The sequence below is a fragment of the Streptomyces ruber genome, from assembly GCF_014648075.1.
Classification (GTDB): Bacteria; Actinomycetota; Actinomycetes; order Streptomycetales; family Streptomycetaceae; genus Streptomyces; species Streptomyces ruber.
In genome coordinates this window covers 98,863-117,013 of the sequence record NZ_BMQK01000013.1, presented here as the reverse complement: position 1 = coordinate 117,013, position 18,151 = coordinate 98,863, and the positions used below count along the sequence as shown (strand labels likewise).

Annotated in this window: 17 protein-coding genes and 1 tRNA gene; 13 read left to right on the top strand and 5 right to left on the bottom strand. The window is 71.6% G+C overall.

From position 1 onward, the window contains the following. The first annotated feature begins 133 nt into the window (after nt 1-133). The 9 genes from IEZ04_RS24575 to IEZ04_RS24535 all read left to right on the top strand — a co-directional run bounded on the left by IEZ04_RS24575 (nt 134) and on the right by IEZ04_RS24535 (nt 5,795). A complete protein-coding gene (locus tag IEZ04_RS24575) occupies nt 134-316 on the top strand; it encodes a hypothetical protein (protein ID WP_189219113.1) in 183 nt (60 codons plus the stop codon). 478 nt (nt 317-794) lie between these two features. Beyond that, the gene (locus tag IEZ04_RS24570; protein WP_189219186.1) at nt 795-1,322 is read left to right on the top strand and encodes a tRNA adenosine deaminase-associated protein; all 528 of its coding nucleotides are present in this window, start codon (nt 795-797) and stop codon (nt 1,320-1,322) included. 107 nt (nt 1,323-1,429) lie between these two features. After that, nucleotides 1,430-1,861, top strand: a complete 432-nt coding sequence (tadA, locus tag IEZ04_RS24565) for a tRNA adenosine(34) deaminase TadA (RefSeq protein WP_189219185.1) — start codon at nt 1,430-1,432, stop codon at nt 1,859-1,861. Between the two features lie 77 nt (nt 1,862-1,938). Further along, a tRNA-Ser gene (locus IEZ04_RS24560) sits at nt 1,939-2,023 on the top strand. Nucleotides 2,024-2,158: 135 nt separating this feature from the next. Next, a complete protein-coding gene (locus IEZ04_RS24555; protein WP_189219112.1) occupies nt 2,159-2,347 on the top strand; it encodes a hypothetical protein in 189 nt (62 codons plus the stop codon). Nucleotides 2,348-2,434: 87 nt separating this feature from the next. Continuing rightward, nucleotides 2,435-2,611 carry a hypothetical protein gene (locus IEZ04_RS24550; protein WP_189219111.1) on the top strand — a complete coding sequence of 59 codons (177 nt, stop codon included), beginning with the start codon at nt 2,435-2,437 and terminating at the stop codon, nt 2,609-2,611. Nucleotides 2,612-2,663: 52 nt separating this feature from the next. Next, on the top strand, nt 2,664-2,957 hold the full coding sequence (locus IEZ04_RS24545) for a Dabb family protein (RefSeq protein WP_189219110.1): 294 nt from the start codon (nt 2,664-2,666) through the stop codon (nt 2,955-2,957). A 376-nt stretch (nt 2,958-3,333) separates the two neighbouring features. Then, nucleotides 3,334-4,278 carry an RNA polymerase sigma factor SigF gene (locus tag IEZ04_RS24540; protein WP_189219184.1) on the top strand — a complete coding sequence of 315 codons (945 nt, stop codon included), beginning with the start codon at nt 3,334-3,336 and terminating at the stop codon, nt 4,276-4,278. A gap of 614 nt (nt 4,279-4,892) precedes the next feature. Further along, nucleotides 4,893-5,795: an RNA polymerase sigma factor SigF gene (locus IEZ04_RS24535; protein WP_189219109.1), complete on the top strand. Its 903-nt coding sequence runs from the start codon at nt 4,893-4,895 to the stop codon at nt 5,793-5,795. Nucleotides 5,796-6,271: 476 nt separating this feature from the next. On the opposite strand, the gene IEZ04_RS24530 is transcribed toward IEZ04_RS24535, so the two are convergent. After that, nucleotides 6,272-6,469 carry a hypothetical protein gene (locus IEZ04_RS24530; protein ID WP_189219108.1) on the bottom strand — a complete coding sequence of 66 codons (198 nt, stop codon included), beginning with the start codon at nt 6,467-6,469 and terminating at the stop codon, nt 6,272-6,274. A gap of 354 nt (nt 6,470-6,823) precedes the next feature. Here IEZ04_RS24530 and IEZ04_RS24525 point away from each other — a divergent pair, with 354 nt between their 5' ends. From IEZ04_RS24525 to IEZ04_RS24510, 4 genes are all read left to right on the top strand, one after another. Further along, nucleotides 6,824-7,327 carry a MarR family winged helix-turn-helix transcriptional regulator gene (locus tag IEZ04_RS24525; RefSeq protein WP_189219107.1) on the top strand — a complete coding sequence of 168 codons (504 nt, stop codon included), beginning with the start codon at nt 6,824-6,826 and terminating at the stop codon, nt 7,325-7,327. Between the two features lie 98 nt (nt 7,328-7,425). Continuing rightward, complete coding sequence (locus tag IEZ04_RS24520) at nt 7,426-9,897, top strand: MFS transporter (protein WP_487222063.1); 2,472 nt, start codon at nt 7,426-7,428, stop codon at nt 9,895-9,897. Between the two features lie 187 nt (nt 9,898-10,084). After that, entirely contained in the window at nt 10,085-10,903 is an 819-nt protein-coding gene (locus tag IEZ04_RS24515) for a YceI family protein (RefSeq protein WP_189219105.1), read from the top strand. 331 nt (nt 10,904-11,234) lie between these two features. Beyond that, nucleotides 11,235-11,708 carry a PPOX class F420-dependent oxidoreductase gene (locus IEZ04_RS24510; protein ID WP_189219104.1) on the top strand — a complete coding sequence of 158 codons (474 nt, stop codon included), beginning with the start codon at nt 11,235-11,237 and terminating at the stop codon, nt 11,706-11,708. Nucleotides 11,709-11,745: 37 nt separating this feature from the next. Here the strand turns inward: IEZ04_RS24510 and IEZ04_RS24505 are convergent, their stop codons facing one another. The 4 genes from IEZ04_RS24505 to IEZ04_RS24490 all read right to left on the bottom strand — a co-directional run bounded on the left by IEZ04_RS24505 (nt 11,746) and on the right by IEZ04_RS24490 (nt 18,140). Then, nucleotides 11,746-12,531 carry a TetR/AcrR family transcriptional regulator gene (locus IEZ04_RS24505; RefSeq protein ID WP_189219103.1) on the bottom strand — a complete coding sequence of 262 codons (786 nt, stop codon included), beginning with the start codon at nt 12,529-12,531 and terminating at the stop codon, nt 11,746-11,748. Nucleotides 12,532-12,597: 66 nt separating this feature from the next. Further along, nucleotides 12,598-14,232 (bottom strand): MFS transporter, encoded by a 1,635-nt coding sequence (locus IEZ04_RS24500; RefSeq protein WP_189219102.1) that lies wholly within the window; start codon nt 14,230-14,232, stop codon nt 12,598-12,600. Between the two features lie 153 nt (nt 14,233-14,385). Next, nucleotides 14,386-16,635, bottom strand: coding sequence for a mannosyltransferase YkcB-related protein (locus IEZ04_RS24495; protein WP_189219101.1), 2,250 nt, complete (start codon nt 16,633-16,635; stop codon nt 14,386-14,388). After that, on the bottom strand, nt 16,632-18,140 hold the full coding sequence (locus IEZ04_RS24490) for a bifunctional glycosyltransferase family 2/GtrA family protein (protein WP_189219100.1): 1,509 nt from the start codon (nt 18,138-18,140) through the stop codon (nt 16,632-16,634). The genes IEZ04_RS24495 and IEZ04_RS24490 overlap by 4 nt, the downstream gene beginning before the upstream one ends. Between the last annotated feature and the right edge of the window lie 11 nt (nt 18,141-18,151).

Here is an 18,151-nt window from a genome sequence, read left to right as displayed (position 1 = left end):
CCAGGGTATCCGGGCCGCCGGTGCCCGCCGCCGCCCCGCCGGACCGGGCGCTGCCAGGGGAATCACCCGCTCGTTGGCGTCAAACCCCCCGTCAGGGGGAAAGTGGCAAGAACCTAGGTGGGGTGGTGTGCCTATGCCGGACGTGGACGAGGGATCGCCGGAGGAGCCGGAGACCGAGGCCGAGCGCAGAAGGCGCCGGGCCCAGTTCCTGCGGGAGCTGGCGGAGGCCCGTGAGCTGCGCGCCCGGGTCCAGCCGCGCCGCGCCAAGACGGCGCGGCTGCGCCGGCAGATGCGCATGCGCACTTTCCGCTGGTAGTCCCGCCGCGCTCCCCGCCCAGGGCCGCCGTCCGGCCGCGGGCGACGCGGTCGCCGTACCCGTTCCGGCCCGCCCCGGCCCCGCTACGGCATCCGGCGGCAACGCACCGCCACGGGCCGACCGCGTACGGAAGCGGCGCCCGAGCCGCGTACGATCACCATCTGGCGGCACCAAGCGCGCGACCGACCCCTCGCGGGGCGAGCGAGCCGAAGGGGCGCGCCTGCGTCGGAAGCCGGAGCGCACGCGCCCCACTGAGGGGGGTCGGGCACGACCGGTGTCCCGGTGCGGGCTCCCGCGTCCCGGAGACGAACGAGCGATCTCGAAAGGGGAAGGGACACAGGGCGGCGAAGACGTCCCCTGAGCGCCTTGTTTCTGCCACGATTCCGAGTGGGCGGGGCTCGGAGAACGCACTCCTCGCCCGCAACCTCCGCCGGGGGGACCCCCGACCGGCACACCTATGACCAGTGGGAGAGTCACGGTGTACTTCGCCGCACTGCTCGCGCGCACCGAAGACGGGTGGGAAGCGAGCGACACAGAGCTCGACGATGTGGAGACCCTGTCGGATCTGACCGACCTGGCCCGCGACGCCTCGGTCGACGAGGACACGGTGCTCGTACTCATCGAGCAGGAGGACGCGTGGTTCGGCGTCGTCCGCGTGGACGGCGAGGACGACCCTCGTATCTACGTCTCGGACGCCGCCGCGGCAGCCCGCAGCTCGTACGGCGAGATCCTGCTCACGGACGAGCTGCTCGGGAGGGAGCCCGGCGACGACGGCGCCGACCTGGACTCCCTCGACCTCGACGGCACCGAGGACGGTGAGCCGGATAGCGACGACGACGGCGCGGCCGCCGACGGCGCGGTGCCGCACGGCCCGGTCGGCGACCGGGAGGTCCTCGACGACCTCGGCGTGGGCGAGAAGGAGCTGCGCTCCCTCGACGCGGACGACGCGCTCAGCTCGATCGCCGAGGCGCTGGGTGCCTCGGAGGTCCTGGAGACGGTCCGCTGAAGCCTGACGCACCCGACGCACCCGACGCACAGAACGGTTTCCGCCGGGTCCGGCAGGCGGGCGACGCGCCCGCCCCGGACCCGGTGCGGGACCGCTGGCGGACCGCGATGCGGCTCGCCCTGGACGAGGCCGGGCGCGCGGCCACGGGCGGCGACGTCCCGGTCGGCGCGCTCGTCCTGGCCGCGGACGGTACGACCGTCCTGTCCACCGGGCACAACGAGCGCGAGGCGACCGGCGATCCGACGGCCCACGCGGAGGTGCTGGCGATCCGCCGGGCCGCCGCGGCACTGGGCGAGTGGCGGCTCACCGGCTGCACGCTCGTCGTCACCCTGGAGCCCTGCACGATGTGCGCGGGCGCCCTCGTGCAGTCCCGGGTCGACCGGGTCGTCTACGGCGCACGCGACGAGAAGGCCGGCGCTACGGGGTCCCTGTGGGACGTGGTACGCGACCGGCGCCTCAACCACCGGCCCGAGGTGATCGAGGGCGTACTCGCCGACGAATGCGCCCGCCTCCTCACCGGCTTCTTCCGCGCCCGCTGACCCGCGACGGCGCCCCCGGACGGTGTCTCCGGATACCGATTTCGGACCACGGCCCACCTTGGGGTAGGGTCTCCCTCGGTAGCGTGTCCGAGCGGCCGAAGGAGCTCGCCTCGAAAGCGAGTGTGGCGCAAGTCACCGAGGGTTCAAATCCCTCCGCTACCGCAGAAGACGAAGGGCCCGGTCCGTTGGACCGGGCCCTTCGTGCTGTCCGGCCGACCCGTCCGGAGCGGCCTCGAAAAAATGCCGCCGTCCCCGTGCGGGGTGAGCATGGAGGGGAGCGACCGAAGGAGGCCCGTCATGGCATCGGGACCCTCGCAGTACGACACGTGGTACTCGGAGACGCCGTCGCAGGCCGAGGGCGAGCGGGACGAGGCGGGTGAGCGTACGGCGCCGCAGCACCGGCAGGTGCCCAGGACCCAGCCCTCCCAGGCGGAGGGGGAGCGGGGCGACGACGTCCGGACCGCCGATCGCGGCAGACTCGTGTGATCGTTCGTTCCCGCGAACACGCGCTCGGGATACACTCGCCGCCGGCAACAGGGGGCCCATCGGGCGCAGCAGACGGGGAGGCCGCGGGTGGCGGTGCACGCCAAGAAGATCGCGCTGTTCGTGGTCGTGGTCTTCGTCCTCTACGTGATCATCACGGATCCGGAGAAGGCCGCCGACTACGTCCAGATAGGGTTCGAGGGCATCTCCAGTGCCGCCGGGGCCATCGGCGACTTCATGACGTGGATCGCCAACGGGGGCAAGTGACCCTCCGGGACCGCCGGCACGCCACCGTCGCCGTGCCCCCTGGGAGCGCCCCATGATCCGCCACCTGGTCCTCTTCAAGCTCGACGAGGGTGTCGAGCGCGACGACCCGCGCGTCGTGAAGGGCGTCGAAGCCTTCCGCGCCCTCGGCGGGCAGATCGACGAGCTGCGCTTCTGGGAATGCGCCTGGAACGTCTCCGACCGGCCCATCGCGTACGACTTCGCGATCAACTCTGCGGTCGACGACATGGACGCCCTCCAGCGGTACCTGGAGCACCCGGCGCACCAGGCGGGCGTCGCCCTGTGGCGTGAGTTCGCGACCTGGGTGATCGCCGACTACCCGTTCTGATCCGCGCTCCGCCCGGCCGGAGCACAGCGCCGCACGCGTACGGAGCCCCTCGCCAGGATGGCGGGGGGCTCCGGCGCTCCTCAACACGGAGGGGTGCGGTGCTTGCGCACGGTGCGGATGTCTTGTGATGCTATGACCGCTTTTGAGGGATGAGTTACGGATGCGTTGACGGAGCGAGTTGACGGAGCAAGAGGTGGAGTTGACCGTGCCGGCCAGTACCGCCCCTCAGGCCCTGCCCCACACCGAGGCCCCACCACCCCGGGACCCCGGACCCCCGGCCCCGGCCCCGGCCCCCGGCCCCGCACCGGCCCATGGCCTCACTTCCGGCCTCGCACCGGCTCCGGTTTCCAGATCCGCACCACCCCCGGAATCCGCACTGCCGTCACCGCCGTCCGACCCCACGCCCGCTTCCGACCCCACGCCCGCTTCCGACCCCACGCCCGCTTCCGAACCCACGCCCGCTTCCGAACCCGCGTCGCCCTCCGTATCCGCTCCCGGTCCCGCCTTCCCCCCCTCCCCCGCGTCCGAGCCCGCGCTCAGGCCCCCCGCCGACAAGCGCCGCGGTGCCGACACCCGGGCGCTGACCCAGGTCCTCTTCGCCGAGCTGAAGCAGCTTGAGCCCGGGACGTCCGAGCACGGCCGGGTGCGCGGTGCGCTCATCGAGGCCAACCTCCCCCTCGTGCGGTACGCCGCCGCCCGCTTCCGCAGCCGCAACGAGCCGATGGAGGACGTGGTCCAGGTCGGCACGATCGGGCTGATCAACGCGATCGACCGGTTCGACCCGGACCGCGGGGTGCAGTTCCCGACCTTCGCGATGCCGACCGTGGTGGGCGAGATCAAGCGGTACTTCCGCGACAACGTCCGCACCGTCCACGTCCCGCGCCGCCTGCACGAGCTGTGGGTGCAGGTGAACAGCGCGACCGAGGACCTCACGACGTCGCTGGGCCGCTCCCCCACGACCGCCGAGATCGCCGGGCGGCTGCGCATCTCCGAGGAGGAGGTCCTCTCCTGCATCGAGGCCGGCCGCTCGTACCACGCGACCTCGCTGGAGGCGGCCCAGGAGGGCGACGGGCTGCCGGGGCTGCTGGACCGGCTCGGCTACGAGGACCCGGCCCTCGACGGCGTGGAGCACCGGGACCTCGTACGCCACCTCCTCGTCCAGCTCCCGGAACGCGAGCAGCGCATTCTGCTCCTGCGGTACTACAGCAATCTCACCCAGTCGCAGATCAGCGCGGAACTCGGCGTCTCGCAGATGCACGTGTCCCGGCTGCTCGCCCGTAGCTTCGCGCGTTTGCGTTCGGCCAACAGAATCGAAGCCTGAGCCGGCCACTGAACCGAACACCGAACCGGGCACAGCGCGCACACCCGGCGAAATACCGAAGCGGCCCGAACACCCCGGACGGGCCGGGGCGGCCACACTCCACGCACTTCGGGACCCACCGGCATTCATCCGCCCGACCGGCCCGCATTTCCGCCGTCTCCACCGACTCCGCCGACGGACATTCCGCGGGTACGGCCCCGTCGGGTTCGAGCGCCGCGGGCCGCGGCGGCCCGTGCATCCGGGCACGCGGAGGCTTATGCACCGCGTGGGTGGGGCACGCGGGGCGCACGACAGCAGATGGGGCGCACAGATTGGGGTCCCGCCACAGCTTCGCAGGCCACGGCGTGCAACCGAATGAAAGCTCGACGCGTCACCGCTGGGAGCGAATCGTCTATCGCCGCTCTTTCCGACAGTTCTGGGCCGATATTCCGCCAGAACCCCTCTTTCCTGGGCCGATTCCTCTCGGTCATGTCGACATGTCACTACAGCGTGTTGCCGACATGTGACATTCTGCGGGAAGCGCGTTTGCCGCAGCCCCGCCTCCGGTATTCAGGTGGAGGCTGCGTTCCTTACGACGGGAGCGCCGCAACCGTCCGCGACCCAAAGGGGGTGGCATGTCCGCAGACCAGGGCAGCCCGAAGGTGCTCACGCTCGCGAAGAGCGAGCCCGCGCCCGAAGCTCTCCAGGCCGCCGCTCAGGAACTTCAGGCCCCTCAGGACCTGCCCGTCCCCGAGCTGGCCTTCCCGGCCACGGAGTCCATCGACACCCGGACCCTGTCCCGCTCCCTGTTCCTGCGGCTCGCCGCACTCGACGAGAACAGCCCCGAGCGCGCCTACGTCCGCGACACCCTCATTGAACTCAACCTCCCGCTGGTGCGCTACGCCGCCGCTCGTTTCCGGTCGCGCAACGAACCCATGGAGGACATCGTCCAGGTCGGAACGATCGGTCTGATCAAGGCGATCGACCGTTTCGACTGCGAACGGGGCGTGGAGTTCCCGACGTTCGCGATGCCCACGGTCGTGGGGGAGATCAAGCGGTTCTTCCGCGACACCTCGTGGTCGGTGCGGGTGCCGCGCCGGCTCCAGGAGCTGCGCTTGGCCCTGACCAAGGCGAGCGACGAGCTCTCCCAGAAACTCGACCGGTCCCCGACGGTCACCGAGCTCGCCGGCGTCCTGGGCGTCTCCGAGGACGACGTGGTCGACGGCCTCGCGGTCGGCAACGCCTACACGGCCTCCTCGCTCGACTCCCCGGCCCCCGAGGACGACGGCGGCGAGGGTTCCCTGGCCGACCGCCTCGGCTACGAGGACAGCGCGCTGGAGGGCGTGGAGTACCGGGAGTCCCTGAAGCCCCTGCTGGCCAAGCTGCCGCCGCGTGAGCGCCGGATCATCATGCTGCGCTTCTTCGCGAACATGACGCAGTCGCAGATCGGCGAGGAGGTCGGCATCTCCCAGATGCACGTGTCCCGCCTGCTGACCAGGACGCTGGCCCAGCTGCGGGAGGGTCTGATCTCGGACTGAGCCGGACCGGTCGCACGGACGGAGCCGTATCGCTCCCGTCGTCGTCCCGATCACGGCACCACCCGCGACACGCGGACGGTCCGACGGGTCACCGGCCGTACCGGCGCGACGCGCCGGGCGGGGCGACGACGAGGTGAGGACTTACCGGTCGAAGGACGGGATGCCCGCCGAAACGGGATGTCCGCCGAACGACGAAAGACCGCCGGTCAGACGGCAAGAGACCGGTCAGACGGCAAGAGACCGGTCAGACGGCAAGAGACCGGTCAGACGGCAAGAGACCGGTCAGACGGCAAGAAGCCGACCGAACGGCAAGTGGCCGCCGGGGCGCTGCGTGCAGCACCTCGGCGGTTCTTCCGTGTGCCGCCGGGAAACGGCACCTCTTCGCGTGCCGCCGGGAAGCGGCACCTCCCTGTGCGCCGCCCGAGCGGCGAAGGGGCGTCGCGCGGTGGTCGCGGCCGCGGCGGCCGCGCCGACCGCTACTTCAGCGCGAGCCAGGCGACGGCGGCGACGACCACGACGGCGACGACGACGCCGACGATGAGGCCGACGCGCGGCCCCGCGGACGCGGGTGCCTGCTGACGGCCCTGGGACGTCTCGTCGTCGACGAAGGCACGGAACATCTGGGTGCTGCCGGCGGGATCGTAGTTGCCCTGGGGGCCCTGGGTGTTAGCCATGCCCCCGGACCCTAGCGAATCCGAGGGGTCCGCCCAAGCGCGGGGCCTGTGTTGAGCGGGCCGGTACCACCGGTACGGGGCCTTTCGGGCGGGTTCCCGCAGTACCCCCGGGCCCTCCCGGCCCGACCGTCCGCCGACCCGACCGTCCTCCGGCCCGACCGTCCTCCGGTCCTCCGGTCCTCCGGTCCTCCGACCGACCGTCCCGCACACCCGCCCCTCCCTCACCTCACCAGCGAGTTTACGTTCGCCAATGCTTGCCTTTGCCAAGCTTTTAGCTCCGAATGCTCCTTTTCGGTTGCCTGCAGCAACCATCAAACCCTATGGTTGTCCTAAGCAACGAATGCTGGAGGCGCGATGGCGGAAACCGCGCAGTACGAGGAGCTGGCCCGCCAGCTCAGTGCCATCGGGGTCGTGAAGCGCGAGATGGGCCGGACACTGCCGTCCGACTGTCCGGCCGGCTCGGCCGGCGTGCTGACACTGCTCGGCCGGCACGGCGACATGCGGATGAGCCGGCTCGCGGAGCTGCTCGCCGTGGACATGTCGGTCACCAGCCGTCACGTCGCCCACGTCGCCGAGCGCGGCTGGATCGAGCGGATGCCCGATCCCGCGGACAAACGTTCGCGCATCCTCCGCCTGACCCCTGCGGGCCTGGCACAGATGGACGTGCTCAACGCATGCACCACCCAGCTGCTCGCCGACCGGCTGAGCGACTGGCCGGAGGACGAGCTCCGGCGGCTGACCGAGCTCATGGCCCGGCTGCGGGAGAGCTTCGGCGACTGCCGGATCGGTCCGCGGGCGCAGGCACAGCAGGCGGCATCCGTCGCTGCGGACGACGACACAACCCGTACACCCGCATAAGCAGTAAGAAGAAAAGGAAGCCCATGGCAACAACCACACCAGCCGGTGTGCGGGCCCACGCGAAGCACGGGGGCGCCGCTCCCGACAGCGGCGCTCCGATGACACACCGGCAGATCATGGAGGCGCTCTCCGGGCTCTTGCTCGGCATGTTCGCCGCCATCCTCTCCTCGACGATCGTCACCAACGCACTGCCCGAGATCGTCAACGACCTCGGCGGCGGCCAGAGCGCCTACACCTGGGTCGTCACCGCCTCACTGCTGGCGATGACCGCCTCCACCCCCCTGTGGGGCAAGCTGGCGGACCTGGTCGACAAGAAAATCCTGGTCCAGGCGGGCCTGGTCATCTACGTCATAGGTTCCGTCGTCGCGGGTCTGGCGCAGAACCCCGCGATGCTGATCAGCGCGCGTGTCATCCAGGGTCTGGGCGCCGGCGGTCTGTCCGCCCTGGCGCAGATCATCATGGCCGCGATGATCTCTCCGCGTGAGCGTGGCCGTTACTCCGGCTACCTGGGCGCGACCTTCGCCGTCGCGACCGTCGGCGGTCCGCTGCTCGGCGGTGTCATCACCGACACCAGCTGGCTCGGCTGGCGCTGGTGCCTCTACGTCGGCGTGCCGTTCGCGGTCATCGCCCTGATCGTGCTGCAGAAGACGCTGCACCTGCCGACCGTCAAGCGCAAGGTCAAGGTCGACTGGGCCGGTGCCTTCTTCATCACCGCGGCCGTCTGCCTGCTGCTGATCTGGGTCACCTTCGCCGACGACAAGTACGACTGGCTGTCCTGGCAGACGGCCGTCATGGTCGGCGGCTCGGTCCTGCTCGCGCTGATCTTCGTCTTCGTCGAGTCCAAGGCCAGCGAGCCGATCATCCCGCTGCGCCTGTTCAGGAACCGCACCATCACCCTGGCCTCGCTCGCCTCGCTGTTCGTCGGTATTGCGATGTTCGCGGGCACGGTCTACTTCAGCCAGTACTTCCAGCTGGCCCGGGACAAGTCCCCGACCATGTCGGGCGTGATGACCATCCCGATGATCGGCGGCCTGTTCGTGTCGTCCACGGCCTCCGGCATGATCATCACCAAGACCGGCAAGTGGAAGGCGTGGCTGCTGGCCGGCGGCGTGCTGCTGACCGCGGGTCTGGGCCTGCTGTCGACCATGCGCTACGACACCGCGTACTGGCACATCGCCATCTTCATGGCGCTGATGGGCCTCGGCGTCGGCATGATGATGCAGAACCTGGTGCTCTGCACGCAGAACCAGGTGGCCCCGAGCGACCTCGGTTCCGCCTCCTCCGTGGTGACCTTCTTCCGGTCCCTCGGCGGTGCGGTGGGCGTCTCGGTGCTCGGCTCCGTGATGTCCACGCGGATCAGCCACTACGCCTCGGACACCATCGGCTCGCTCAGCCCGCAGGAGCAGCAGGCGGCCGGACAGGCCTCCGGCGGCGGCGCCATCCCCGACATGGACGCGCTGCCCCCGGGCATCCGCGAGTGGCTGGAGAGCGCCTACGGGCACGGCATCGCCGACATCTTCCTGTACGTCGCGCCGATCGCCCTCCTCGCCTTCATCGTGACCCTGTTCATCAAGGAGGTGCCGCTGCGCACCAGCGGTGCCCTGGCGCAGGCCGCCGAGACCTCCGCCGGCACGCCCTCTCCCGCCGAGGCCCCGGCCGCGGCGCAGGGTGCGGCTCCGGTCGCCGAGGAGAAGGTGCCGGCCATGGCGTCCTCCGTCAGCGCGCCGGGTCCCGAGGGCACGCAGCGGCTGGCCGCGGTCGCCTCGGCGGCGACGCCGGCGTCCGGACAGTCCGGCTCCGCGGCCGGCGGTATCCCGGTCCACGGCTTCGTCCGCGGTGCCGAGCAGGCTCCCGTGCCGCAGGCCGCCGTCACGCTGATCTCCCTCGGCGGACGCCAGCTCGGCCGCTCGGTGGCCCAGGGCGACGGTGCCTACACGGTGCACGCGCCCGGCGCCGGGTCGTACGTCCTGATCGCCGCCGCCGACGGCTTCCAGCCGCAGGCGTCCACGATCGTCGTGAACGGCGCCGAGCCGGTCGCGTACGACATCCTCCTCAGCGGTACGAGCGGGCTGAACGGCCTGGTCCGGGACGCCGAGGCCGGTACGCCGGTCAAGGACGCGATGGTCGTCGTCACCGATGTGCGCGGCGATGTGCTCGCCACCGGGACCACCGGTGAGCAGGGCGAGTTCCACTTCGCCGAGCTGGTGCCCGGCACGGTCACGGTCGCGGTCAACGCGCAGGGCCACCGCCCCCAGGCCCTCCCGGTCGAGGTCGGCGGTACCGGTGTCACCCGCATCGAGATCGACCTGCGCTCCGGCGCCCTGCTCCAGGGAGTCGTCCGGGCGGCCGGCGGTCCCCTCGGGGACGCCCGGGTCACCCTGGTCGACGCGGCGGGCAACGTGGTCGGCACGGCCACGACCGGCGCGGACGGCGCGTACGCCTTCTCCGACCTGGACGGCGGCGAGTACACCGTCATCGCGACGGGCTACCCGCCGGTGGCGACGGCACTGACGGTCACCGGCCGCGGTGTCGACGACCACGACATCGAGCTCGCCCACCCCGGCGAGTAACCCGGTCCCCGGCCCGTGGAGCGCGTGCAGAGCGGACACGCGCTCCACGGGCCGGTTCCACTTCCGCCCGTTTTACCCTTGCTTCCGCCTCTTTGTCTTCCTGCCTTTTTATTCTCTGTCTCTCTTTCTTCCGGCCCACGTCCGGCCACCCCACGCCTCGGCACCACCCACAAGGAGCTGCGCCACCATGCCACTGACCGCGAAGATCCGTACCCGTGACGGCTGGGCCGTGTCGCACGCGGTCGTCACCCTGACCGACATGACCGGCTCCCAGGTCCTGCGGGCCGAGGCGAACGACGACGGCGTCGTCCAGGACGCGACGGTCCTGACGCCCGGCGCGTACACCGCGATCGTGACCGCGGTGGGTTACGCCCCCGCCGCCGCCACCGCGTTCGTCACGGCGAGCGGCCGCGCCGAGATCGGCGCCGTGACCCTGACCCGCCAGGGCGGCACCGAACTGCCGCCGCCCGGCCTCTGGTCCATCGACCCGGTCCACTCCTCCGTCACTGCGGTCGCCCAGCACCTCGGCTTCGCGAGCATCCGCGGCCGGTTCGACGAGTTCGCGGGCCGGATCGAGATCGCGCCCGACGACGTGGCCAAGTCCCGCGTCGAGGCCGCCATCACCTCGGCCTCCATCGACACGGGCAACCGCCTGCGCGACGGCCACCTCAGGTCGCCCGACTTCCTCGACGCCGAGAACCACCCCCAGATCACCTACGTGTCCTCGGGCCTCACGGCGATCGGCACCGACCGCTGGTTCGTGCACGGCGAGCTGACCCTGAACGGCGTGGTCCGCCCGGTCGACCTGGACCTGACCTACCTCGGCACCGGCCCCGACTCCTACGGCGCCACCCGCGCCGCCTTCCGCGCCACCGCCGAACTGCGCCGCGACGACTTCGCCATCAAGTACAACGAGGTCCTCCAGGCGGGCATCGCCGCCGTCGGCACCACCCTGAAGATCGAACTGGACATCCAGGCGGTACAGGGGGAGCTGCCGCAAGCCTGATCTCGCGTGCGTGATCTCGCGGGCTGCTCCGGCCAGCCCGGGCCCACCCGGGACCGTTCCGGGACCGTCAGGGACCGTTCCGGGACCGTCAGGGACTGTCCGGTACCGGCCCGAGACCGGTATGGGACCGTCCGGTACCGGCCCAGGACCGTCAGGGACCGTCCGGTACCGGCCCAGGACCGTCAAGGACTGTCCGGTACCGGCCCGAGACCGTCCGGTACCGGCCCGAGACCGTCCGGTACCGGCCCGGGACCGTTCCGGGCGGGACACTCCGGCAGCCTGATCCCGGCAGGGACACCCTGAGGGTCGCGGCACCCCGTACGCTGCCGCCATGGCACCCCAGATCGCGACCAACACCGCCGTGTCCCTGCCCGAACTGCTGGACTTCGTACGCCCCCGCCACCGCGCGATCCTGCTCACCCGACGCGCCGACGGCAGCCCCCAGGGCTCGCCCCTGACCTGCGGCGTCGACGACTCGGGCCGCATCGTCGCCTCCACCTATCCGGAGCGCGCCAAGACCCGTAACGCCAAGCGGGACGACCGCGTCAGCCTGATCGTCCTCAGCGACGAGTGGAACGGCCCCTGGGTACAGGTCGACGGCACGGCGGAGGTCATCGACTCCCCCGACTCGGTCGAGCCGCTGGTGGAGTACTACCGCAACATCGCCGGGGAGCACCCGGACTGGGACGAGTACCGCGCGGCCATGCTCAAGCAGGGCAAGTCGATCATCCGTGTCACGCCCACCCGGTGGGGACCCGTGGCGACGGGTGGTTTCCCGGCGCGGCTGGCCGCACCGCAGGACTGAGCCGGGCGGTGGTGGCGCGGCGGTTCGGCGCGGCGGCTCAACGCAGCCGCGCCACCATCGTCTCTATCCCGGCGATCACGATGTCCAGCGCCATGGTGAAGTCACGTTCGTACATCTCGGTCACCGTGTCGCCCCCGCGAGCGCTCATCAGCGCCCTCGTCGTCTCGATCGCCTCGCCGGCCCGTGACGTCCGCGGTGTCCGTGTCACCGCCGTCATGGCCTCGCTGAAGTACTCGTCCCGGCTCACCCCGGCAGCCGCGCACCGCTCCATGAAGTGGCCCTCGATCGTGCCGAATCCGTACACGAACTGGAAGACCGCGGCGAGGGCCCCGGCCTGCCCGTGCACCGGCAGGCCCGTCCGCCGGATCACCCGCTGCACGGCCCGCGAGAAGCCGAGCGCGTGCGGCCCGATGTTGAGGTACGTGCCGACGAGCGGCGACACCCAGGGATGCCGCACCAGCAACTCCCGGTACTGCGCCGCCAGCGCCCGCAACTGATCGCGCCAGTCCTCGCCGGCCCGGTCCGCGGAGTCGTCCGTCGGCACCCGCATCTCGCCGAACACCCGGTCGAGCGCCAGTTCGAGCAGGTCGTCCTTGGTCTCGACGTACCAGTACACGGACATCGCGGTCACGTTCAGCTCGGTGGCCAGCTTCCGCATGGAGAACTTCGCCGCCCCCTGCGCGTCGAGCAGCCGTACCGCCGTCGCGGTGATCCGCTCCCGGTCGAGCCCCGACGGCTGCCCGCCCCGCTCGGCCCGCGCCCCGTCCTCCAGCCAGACGCTGGCCCGCGCCGGACGTCTCGTCCGGTCGGCTGCCCTCACCATGGCGCACCTTCCTCGGAACCACATCACGAACCGCTACGGTCCTGACCATCGATGCTATGTGGGCCCTTACCCCGCTGCGCCCACGGGAGAATCCGGCCCGTGCGCCGGATCTTCCGGACCTTCCGGCTCCGTCGACTTCGTCTGCTCCGTCGACTTCGTCGATGCCGTCGATGCCGTCGATGCCGTCGATGCCGTCAGCTCCGTCGGCTCCGTCCGCCCGGCCCGCCGTAGCAACGCCGCCGCCAGCAGGCCACCCAGCAGCACGGCCACCGCCCCCACCAGCTGGCTCGTCTCCAGCCCGGAGGAGAACGCGTCCGTGATCCGTTCGCGCTCCCCGTCCGAGCCGGCCGCCGCCAGGGCCGCCGGCAGGGAGCTCGCCGCCGCCACTGGAACCAGCGCGGCGAAACGCGAGTTGAGGACCGCGCCGAGCACGGCCACGCCCAGCCCGGTGCCGAGTTCGGCGAGCGTGCCGTTGACACCGGCGCCCACGCCCGCCTTCTCCCGCGGGATCGCGCTCATGATGGCGTGCGCCATGGCCGGGTTCGCGATCGCGCAGCCTCCGCCGATGAGCAGCAGCCCGAGCAGCGTGCCGGCGTACCCGTGCCGCGTCAGCGTCGCGATCGCCACGAGTCCGCCCGACATCAGCACCATGCCCACCGCGATCGAGAACGGCAGCCCCAGTTTCGCCATCCACTTCGCCGACAGCCCCGAGAAGTTGAGCACGACGACCGTGAGCGCCAGCGGGGCGATCCGCAGCCCGGCCTCCAGCGCCTCGTACCCGAGCACGAACTGCAGGTGCTGCGTCAGCAGGAACAGCGCGCCGCCCATGCCGAAGGTGATGAGTACGGCGCCGGCGACCGCACCCGTGAACTGACGGTTCCGGAAGAAGCCGATGTCGAGCATGGGGTACGGGACCCGGTTCTCCCAGTACGCGAAGGCGGCCAGCACGGCCACCGCCACGGCCGCGGTCGCCAGTACCCGCCCGGACGTCCAGCCGTGCTCGGGACCGGAGATGATCGCGAACACGAGCGAGGCCATGCCGACGGTCGACAGCAGCGCGCCCAGGAGGTCGGGACGGTCACCACGGGGGTTCCTCGACTCGGGTACCAGCACCACCACGGCCACCAGGCCCAGGGCCACCACGGGCAGGTTGATCAGGAAGATCGCGCCCCACCGGAAGTGCTCGAGCATGAAACCGCCGAGCAGGGGGCCGGCGGCGAAGCCGAGGGCGTTGACCGCGCTCCAGATGCCGATGGCCTTGGGGTGCTCGGCGGGCGCGAAGACCTGCATCGCCACGGCGAGGGTGGTGGTGAGCAGCAGCGCGCCGCCGACGCCCATGCCGGCCCGTGCGGCGATCAACTGGCCGGTGGACCCGGCGAGTCCGGCGGCCAGCGAGCCGACGCCGAACAGGGCCAGGCCCGTGAGCAGCATCTTCTTGCGCCCGTAGCGGTCGGCGGCGGATCCCGCGGTGAGCAGCAGCCCGGACAGCACGAGCGAGTACGCGTTGATCATCCACTGGATGTCGGCGGTGGCGGCGCCCAGCTCCTGGGTGAGGGAGGGGATCGCCACGTTCAGCACGGTGTTGTCGAGCAGCACGGTGAGCTGGGCGAGGCAGATGACGCCGAGGATCAGCCAGCGCCGCGGATGCCCTTGTTGTCCCTGGTGGGCGGACGGGGTGTCGGTGGTCGTCGGCGCCGGCATGGGTGCCCCTCCGGGATCCTTATACAGCGTATGGGAAGGCTTGCCCCCTTACCGTAGGCCAGCTCTTGTACGCCGTACAAGGCGCTGTGCGGAGGACGGAAAGGGCGGGGCCCTGGGCGTGTCACCCCGGGCCCCGCCTCGACGGAAACCGGCTCAGCTCGTCGGCCGGGTCAGGTCGTAGAAGGTGGCGCTGCCCGCCGTGACCTCCTCGAAGTTCTCCTGGACCCACTCGCTGATCTGGGCGGACGTGTTGCTGTCGCCGCCCGTGCCGCCACCGCCCATGCCGCCGGCGATGAAGTAATGGATCTTCCCTTCCGCCACGTACTCCTTGAACTGGGCCGGCGTCGGGGACGGGTCGGTGCCGTTGAAGCCGCCGATCGCCATGACGGGCTCGCCGGTGGAGAGCTGGTAGCTCGCCGCGTTCTGGGAGCCGATGGCCGCGGCGGCCCAGGTGTAGTCACCGGCGTTCTTCTCCAGCAGCTCCTTGGCCTCGTCGTCGACGTCGGCGCCGTTCAGCAGGCCGCCCATGCCGCCGCCGGCCATACCGCCGCCCATGCGGCCTTCCCCGGTCCGGCCGCCGGGGCCGCCCTGCTGGCCCTGGCCTTGGCCCTGCTGGCCCTGCTGGCCCTGGCCCTGTTGCCCCTGCTGCCCCTGCTGCCCCTGCTGGTTCTGGTTGCCGCCAGGGAAGCCACCGCCGAAGCCGCCCGTCGGGGGCCGGCCGTTCTGACCGTCCTGCTGGTTCCCCTGGCCCTGACCCTGCCGGTTCTGGCCGCCGCCCGGGAAGCCACCGCCGCCCGGGCCGTCCCCGCCACCCGGGAAACCCCCGCCGCCCGGGCCGCCGCGGCCGCCCGAGACGGCCGGTCCGGCCGTGACGATGGAGCCGCTGTGACCCTCGTTCAGAGTCGTCAGGGTGTACGCCGTCGGACCGGCGAGCGAGGCGACGACACCCAGCGCCGCGACAGCGAGGACCAGCCGGCGACCGAGCTTCGCGACGAAGACCAGACCCAGCGCGGCGGCGAGACCGCCGACCAGCACGACCCACTTCACCCAGGGCACGTAGCCGGAGGACCGGTCGAGCAGGACGTACCCCCAGGCCGCGGTCGCCGTCACGGCGCCCGCCAGCGTCAGCGCCGCCCGGGCCCGGCCGCGCTCCCGCCACAGCAGGGCGGTGCCCATGCCGGTCAGCGGTGCGATGTAGGGGGCGAGGGCCACGGTGTAGTACTCGTGGAAGATGCCCTGCATGAAGCTGAAGATCGCCATGGTGATCAGCAGCGAGCCGCCCCAGAGCAGGAACGCGGCGCGGGCGGTGTCGGTCCGTCCGGTCTTCCGCAGCAGCACCAGCGCGGCGACGAGCAGGATCAGCGCCGCCGGGATCAGCCAGGAGATCTGGCCGCCGATGCTGGAGCCGAACATGCGGTCCCAGCCGGTCTCGCCCCAGCCGCCACCGCCGCCCGGACCGCCACCGCCGCCGACGCTGCCGGTCTCCTCGCCGTTGATGCGGCCGAGGCCGTTGTAGCCGAAGGTCAGCTCCAGGAAGGAGTTGTCCTGCGAGCCGCCGATGTACGGCCGGGAGGACGCCGGCCACAGCTCGACGATCGCCACCCACCAGCCGCCCGCGACGACCGTCGCGAGACCGGCGAGCAGTACCTGGCCGATGCGCTTCTTCAGGGGTGCCGGCGCGAGGACGACGTACACCAGCGCGAGCACCGGCAGGATCAGGAAGGCCTGGAGGGTCTTCACCAGGAAGGCGAGGCCGATCGCGGCGCCCGCCCATACCAGCCACTTCGTCCGCGCCTTCTCCAGCGCGCGGAGCGTGCAGTACACCGCGGTGACCATCAGCAGCGCGAGGGCCGCGTCCGGGTTGTTGAAGCGGAACATCAGCGCGGCGACCGGGGTGAGCGCGAAGGCCGCCAGGGTGAGGAACCCGGCCCCGGCGCCGAACCGGCGGCGTACGGAGGCCCAGAGCACACCGGCCGTGGCGACGGCCATCAGGACCTGCGGGAACAGGATCGCGAAGCTGTTCAGGCCGAAGACCCTGACCGACAGCGCCATCGGCCACAGCGAGGCCGGCGGCTTGTCGACGGTGATGGCGTTCGCGGCGTCCAGCGAGCCGAAGAAGAACGCCTTCCAGGACTGGCTGCCCGCCTGCACGGCCGCGGAGTAGAAGGAGTTGGCGTACCCGGAGGCCGAGAGGTTCCAGGTGTACAGGCCGCCGATCACCAGCAGGGTGAGGAGGAAGACGGGGCGTACCCAGCTCGGGTCCTCGGGCCGGCCCCGCCACGCACGGCGCACCAGCGGCTGCCTGGGCTCACCGGCGCTTTCGTCGCCCGCCGGTGGGGCGGGCGGTGGGCCCCAGGCGAGGCCCGCGCCCTCCTGGTGGGTCGTGTCGGAATGGGTCGTCATCGCGGGTTCCTCGCATCGTGCTCGTCGTGCGGACGCACCGGCTGCAGCCGTTCGGTCGCGTCCCCCCAGGTGCGGTCCGCGGCGTCACCGGCGCGGAACTCGTTGTGCGGGTCGATGGTGGGCAGGTTGGTGGCGGGCGAGTTGGTGGTGCGCGGATCGGTGATGCGCCGGTGCGTGGTGGCGTGCGCCCCCGTCGGGTACGACGGCGGGTGCGCCGTCGCCTGCTGGGGTGCGCTGACCTCGTACGACGCGCCGGAGGCGTCCCCGCGCCGGTCCGGGAACACCCAGGCCCGGAAGAGCAGGAACCGCAGCACGGTCGCCGCGAGGTTGGCGGCGATGAGGGCGGCCAGTTCCGTGGAGTGCGCGGGGCTGCTCGACGCGGCGTTGAGCGCGGCGAGCGACCCGCTGGTGAGCGCGAGTCCGATGCCGAACACCACCAGGCCCTGCGCCTGGTGCCGCACGGCACGGTCCCGGCCGCGCACCCCGAAGGTCAGGCGCCGGTTCGCCGCCGTGTTGGCGACCGCCGAGACGAGCAGGGCGAGCGCGTTGGCCGGCTGCGAGCCCGAGAACGTCCGGAAGACGCTGTAGAGCAGCAGGTAGAGGAGCGTCGACAGGACACCCACGGCGGCGAACCCCACGAGCTGGCGGGCGAGGCCGCGCGGTACGTCCTCGATCTCGCGGTCGCGCGGGTCGTCCCCGAAGGGCCGGGCGAGCCGGTCCAGCGGCAGCGAACCGGTGGCCAGCGCCTTGCCCACCCGCCACACCCCCATGAGGTCGTCGGTCGCGGTCTTCACGATGTGCACCGTCGAGTCGGGGTCGTCGACCCAGTCGACCGGCACCTCGTGGATGCGCAGGTCCGCACGCTCGGCGAGCACCAGCAGCTCCGTGTCGAAGAACCAGCCGGTGTCCTCCACCAGCGGCAGCAGCACCTGGGCGACGTCACGGCGGATCGCCTTGAAGCCGCACTGCGCGTCGGAGAAACGGGCCTGCAGCGAGCCCCGCAGGATCAGGTTGTACGCGCGGCTGATGAACTCCCGCTTGGGGCCGCGCACCACGCGGGAGGTCCGGGCGAGCCGGGAGCCGATCGCCAGGTCGGAGTGGGCGGAGATCAGCGGGGCCACCAGCGGCAGCAGTGCGTTGAGGTCGGTGGACAGGTCGACGTCCATGTAGGCGAGGACGGGCGCGTCGGAGGCGGACCACACCGTCCTGAGCGCCCGCCCGCGCCCCTTCTGCTCAAGGCGGAAGGAGGTGACCTCCGCAAGCTCCGCCTCCAGCCGCGCGGCCACCTGCGGGGTGGTGTCCGTGGACGCGTTGTCCGCGATCGTGATGCGGAACGCGTACGGGAAGGTGCGCGCGAGGTGTTCGTGCAGTCGGAGGACGCACGGCCGGAGGTCCTTCTCCTCGTTGTAGACGGGGATCACTACGTCCAGGACAGGCGTCGCGGCGTGTCCGGCCGGGAGGTGCTCCCGCGCCGGCAGGGAGCCGGGGGAAGAGTCGGTTCGCATGGCACGAACCC

What these genes read in the sequence shown, in the direction of transcription:
- IEZ04_RS24575 (WP_189219113.1), top strand. Translation starts at nt 134, where the DNA reads ATGCCGGACGTGGACGAGGGATCGCCGGAGGAGCCGGAGACCGAGGCC.
- tadA (WP_189219185.1), top strand. Translation starts at nt 1,430, where the DNA reads ATGCGGCTCGCCCTGGACGAGGCCGGGCGCGCGGCCACGGGCGGCGAC.
- IEZ04_RS24555 (WP_189219112.1), top strand. Translation starts at nt 2,159, where the DNA reads ATGGCATCGGGACCCTCGCAGTACGACACGTGGTACTCGGAGACGCCG.
- IEZ04_RS24545 (WP_189219110.1), top strand. Translation starts at nt 2,664, where the DNA reads ATGATCCGCCACCTGGTCCTCTTCAAGCTCGACGAGGGTGTCGAGCGC.
- IEZ04_RS24535 (WP_189219109.1), top strand. Translation starts at nt 4,893, where the DNA reads ATGTCCGCAGACCAGGGCAGCCCGAAGGTGCTCACGCTCGCGAAGAGC.
- IEZ04_RS24530 (WP_189219108.1), bottom strand. Translation starts at nt 6,469, where the DNA reads ATGGCTAACACCCAGGGCCCCCAGGGCAACTACGATCCCGCCGGCAGC.
- IEZ04_RS24525 (WP_189219107.1), top strand. Translation starts at nt 6,824, where the DNA reads ATGGCGGAAACCGCGCAGTACGAGGAGCTGGCCCGCCAGCTCAGTGCC.
- IEZ04_RS24520 (WP_487222063.1), top strand. Translation starts at nt 7,426, where the DNA reads ATGACACACCGGCAGATCATGGAGGCGCTCTCCGGGCTCTTGCTCGGC.
- IEZ04_RS24515 (WP_189219105.1), top strand. Translation starts at nt 10,085, where the DNA reads ATGCCACTGACCGCGAAGATCCGTACCCGTGACGGCTGGGCCGTGTCG.
- IEZ04_RS24510 (WP_189219104.1), top strand. Translation starts at nt 11,235, where the DNA reads ATGGCACCCCAGATCGCGACCAACACCGCCGTGTCCCTGCCCGAACTG.
- IEZ04_RS24505 (WP_189219103.1), bottom strand. Translation starts at nt 12,531, where the DNA reads ATGGTGAGGGCAGCCGACCGGACGAGACGTCCGGCGCGGGCCAGCGTC.
- IEZ04_RS24500 (WP_189219102.1), bottom strand. Translation starts at nt 14,232, where the DNA reads ATGCCGGCGCCGACGACCACCGACACCCCGTCCGCCCACCAGGGACAA.
- IEZ04_RS24495 (WP_189219101.1), bottom strand. Translation starts at nt 16,635, where the DNA reads ATGACGACCCATTCCGACACGACCCACCAGGAGGGCGCGGGCCTCGCC.
- IEZ04_RS24490 (WP_189219100.1), bottom strand. Translation starts at nt 18,140, where the DNA reads ATGCGAACCGACTCTTCCCCCGGCTCCCTGCCGGCGCGGGAGCACCTC.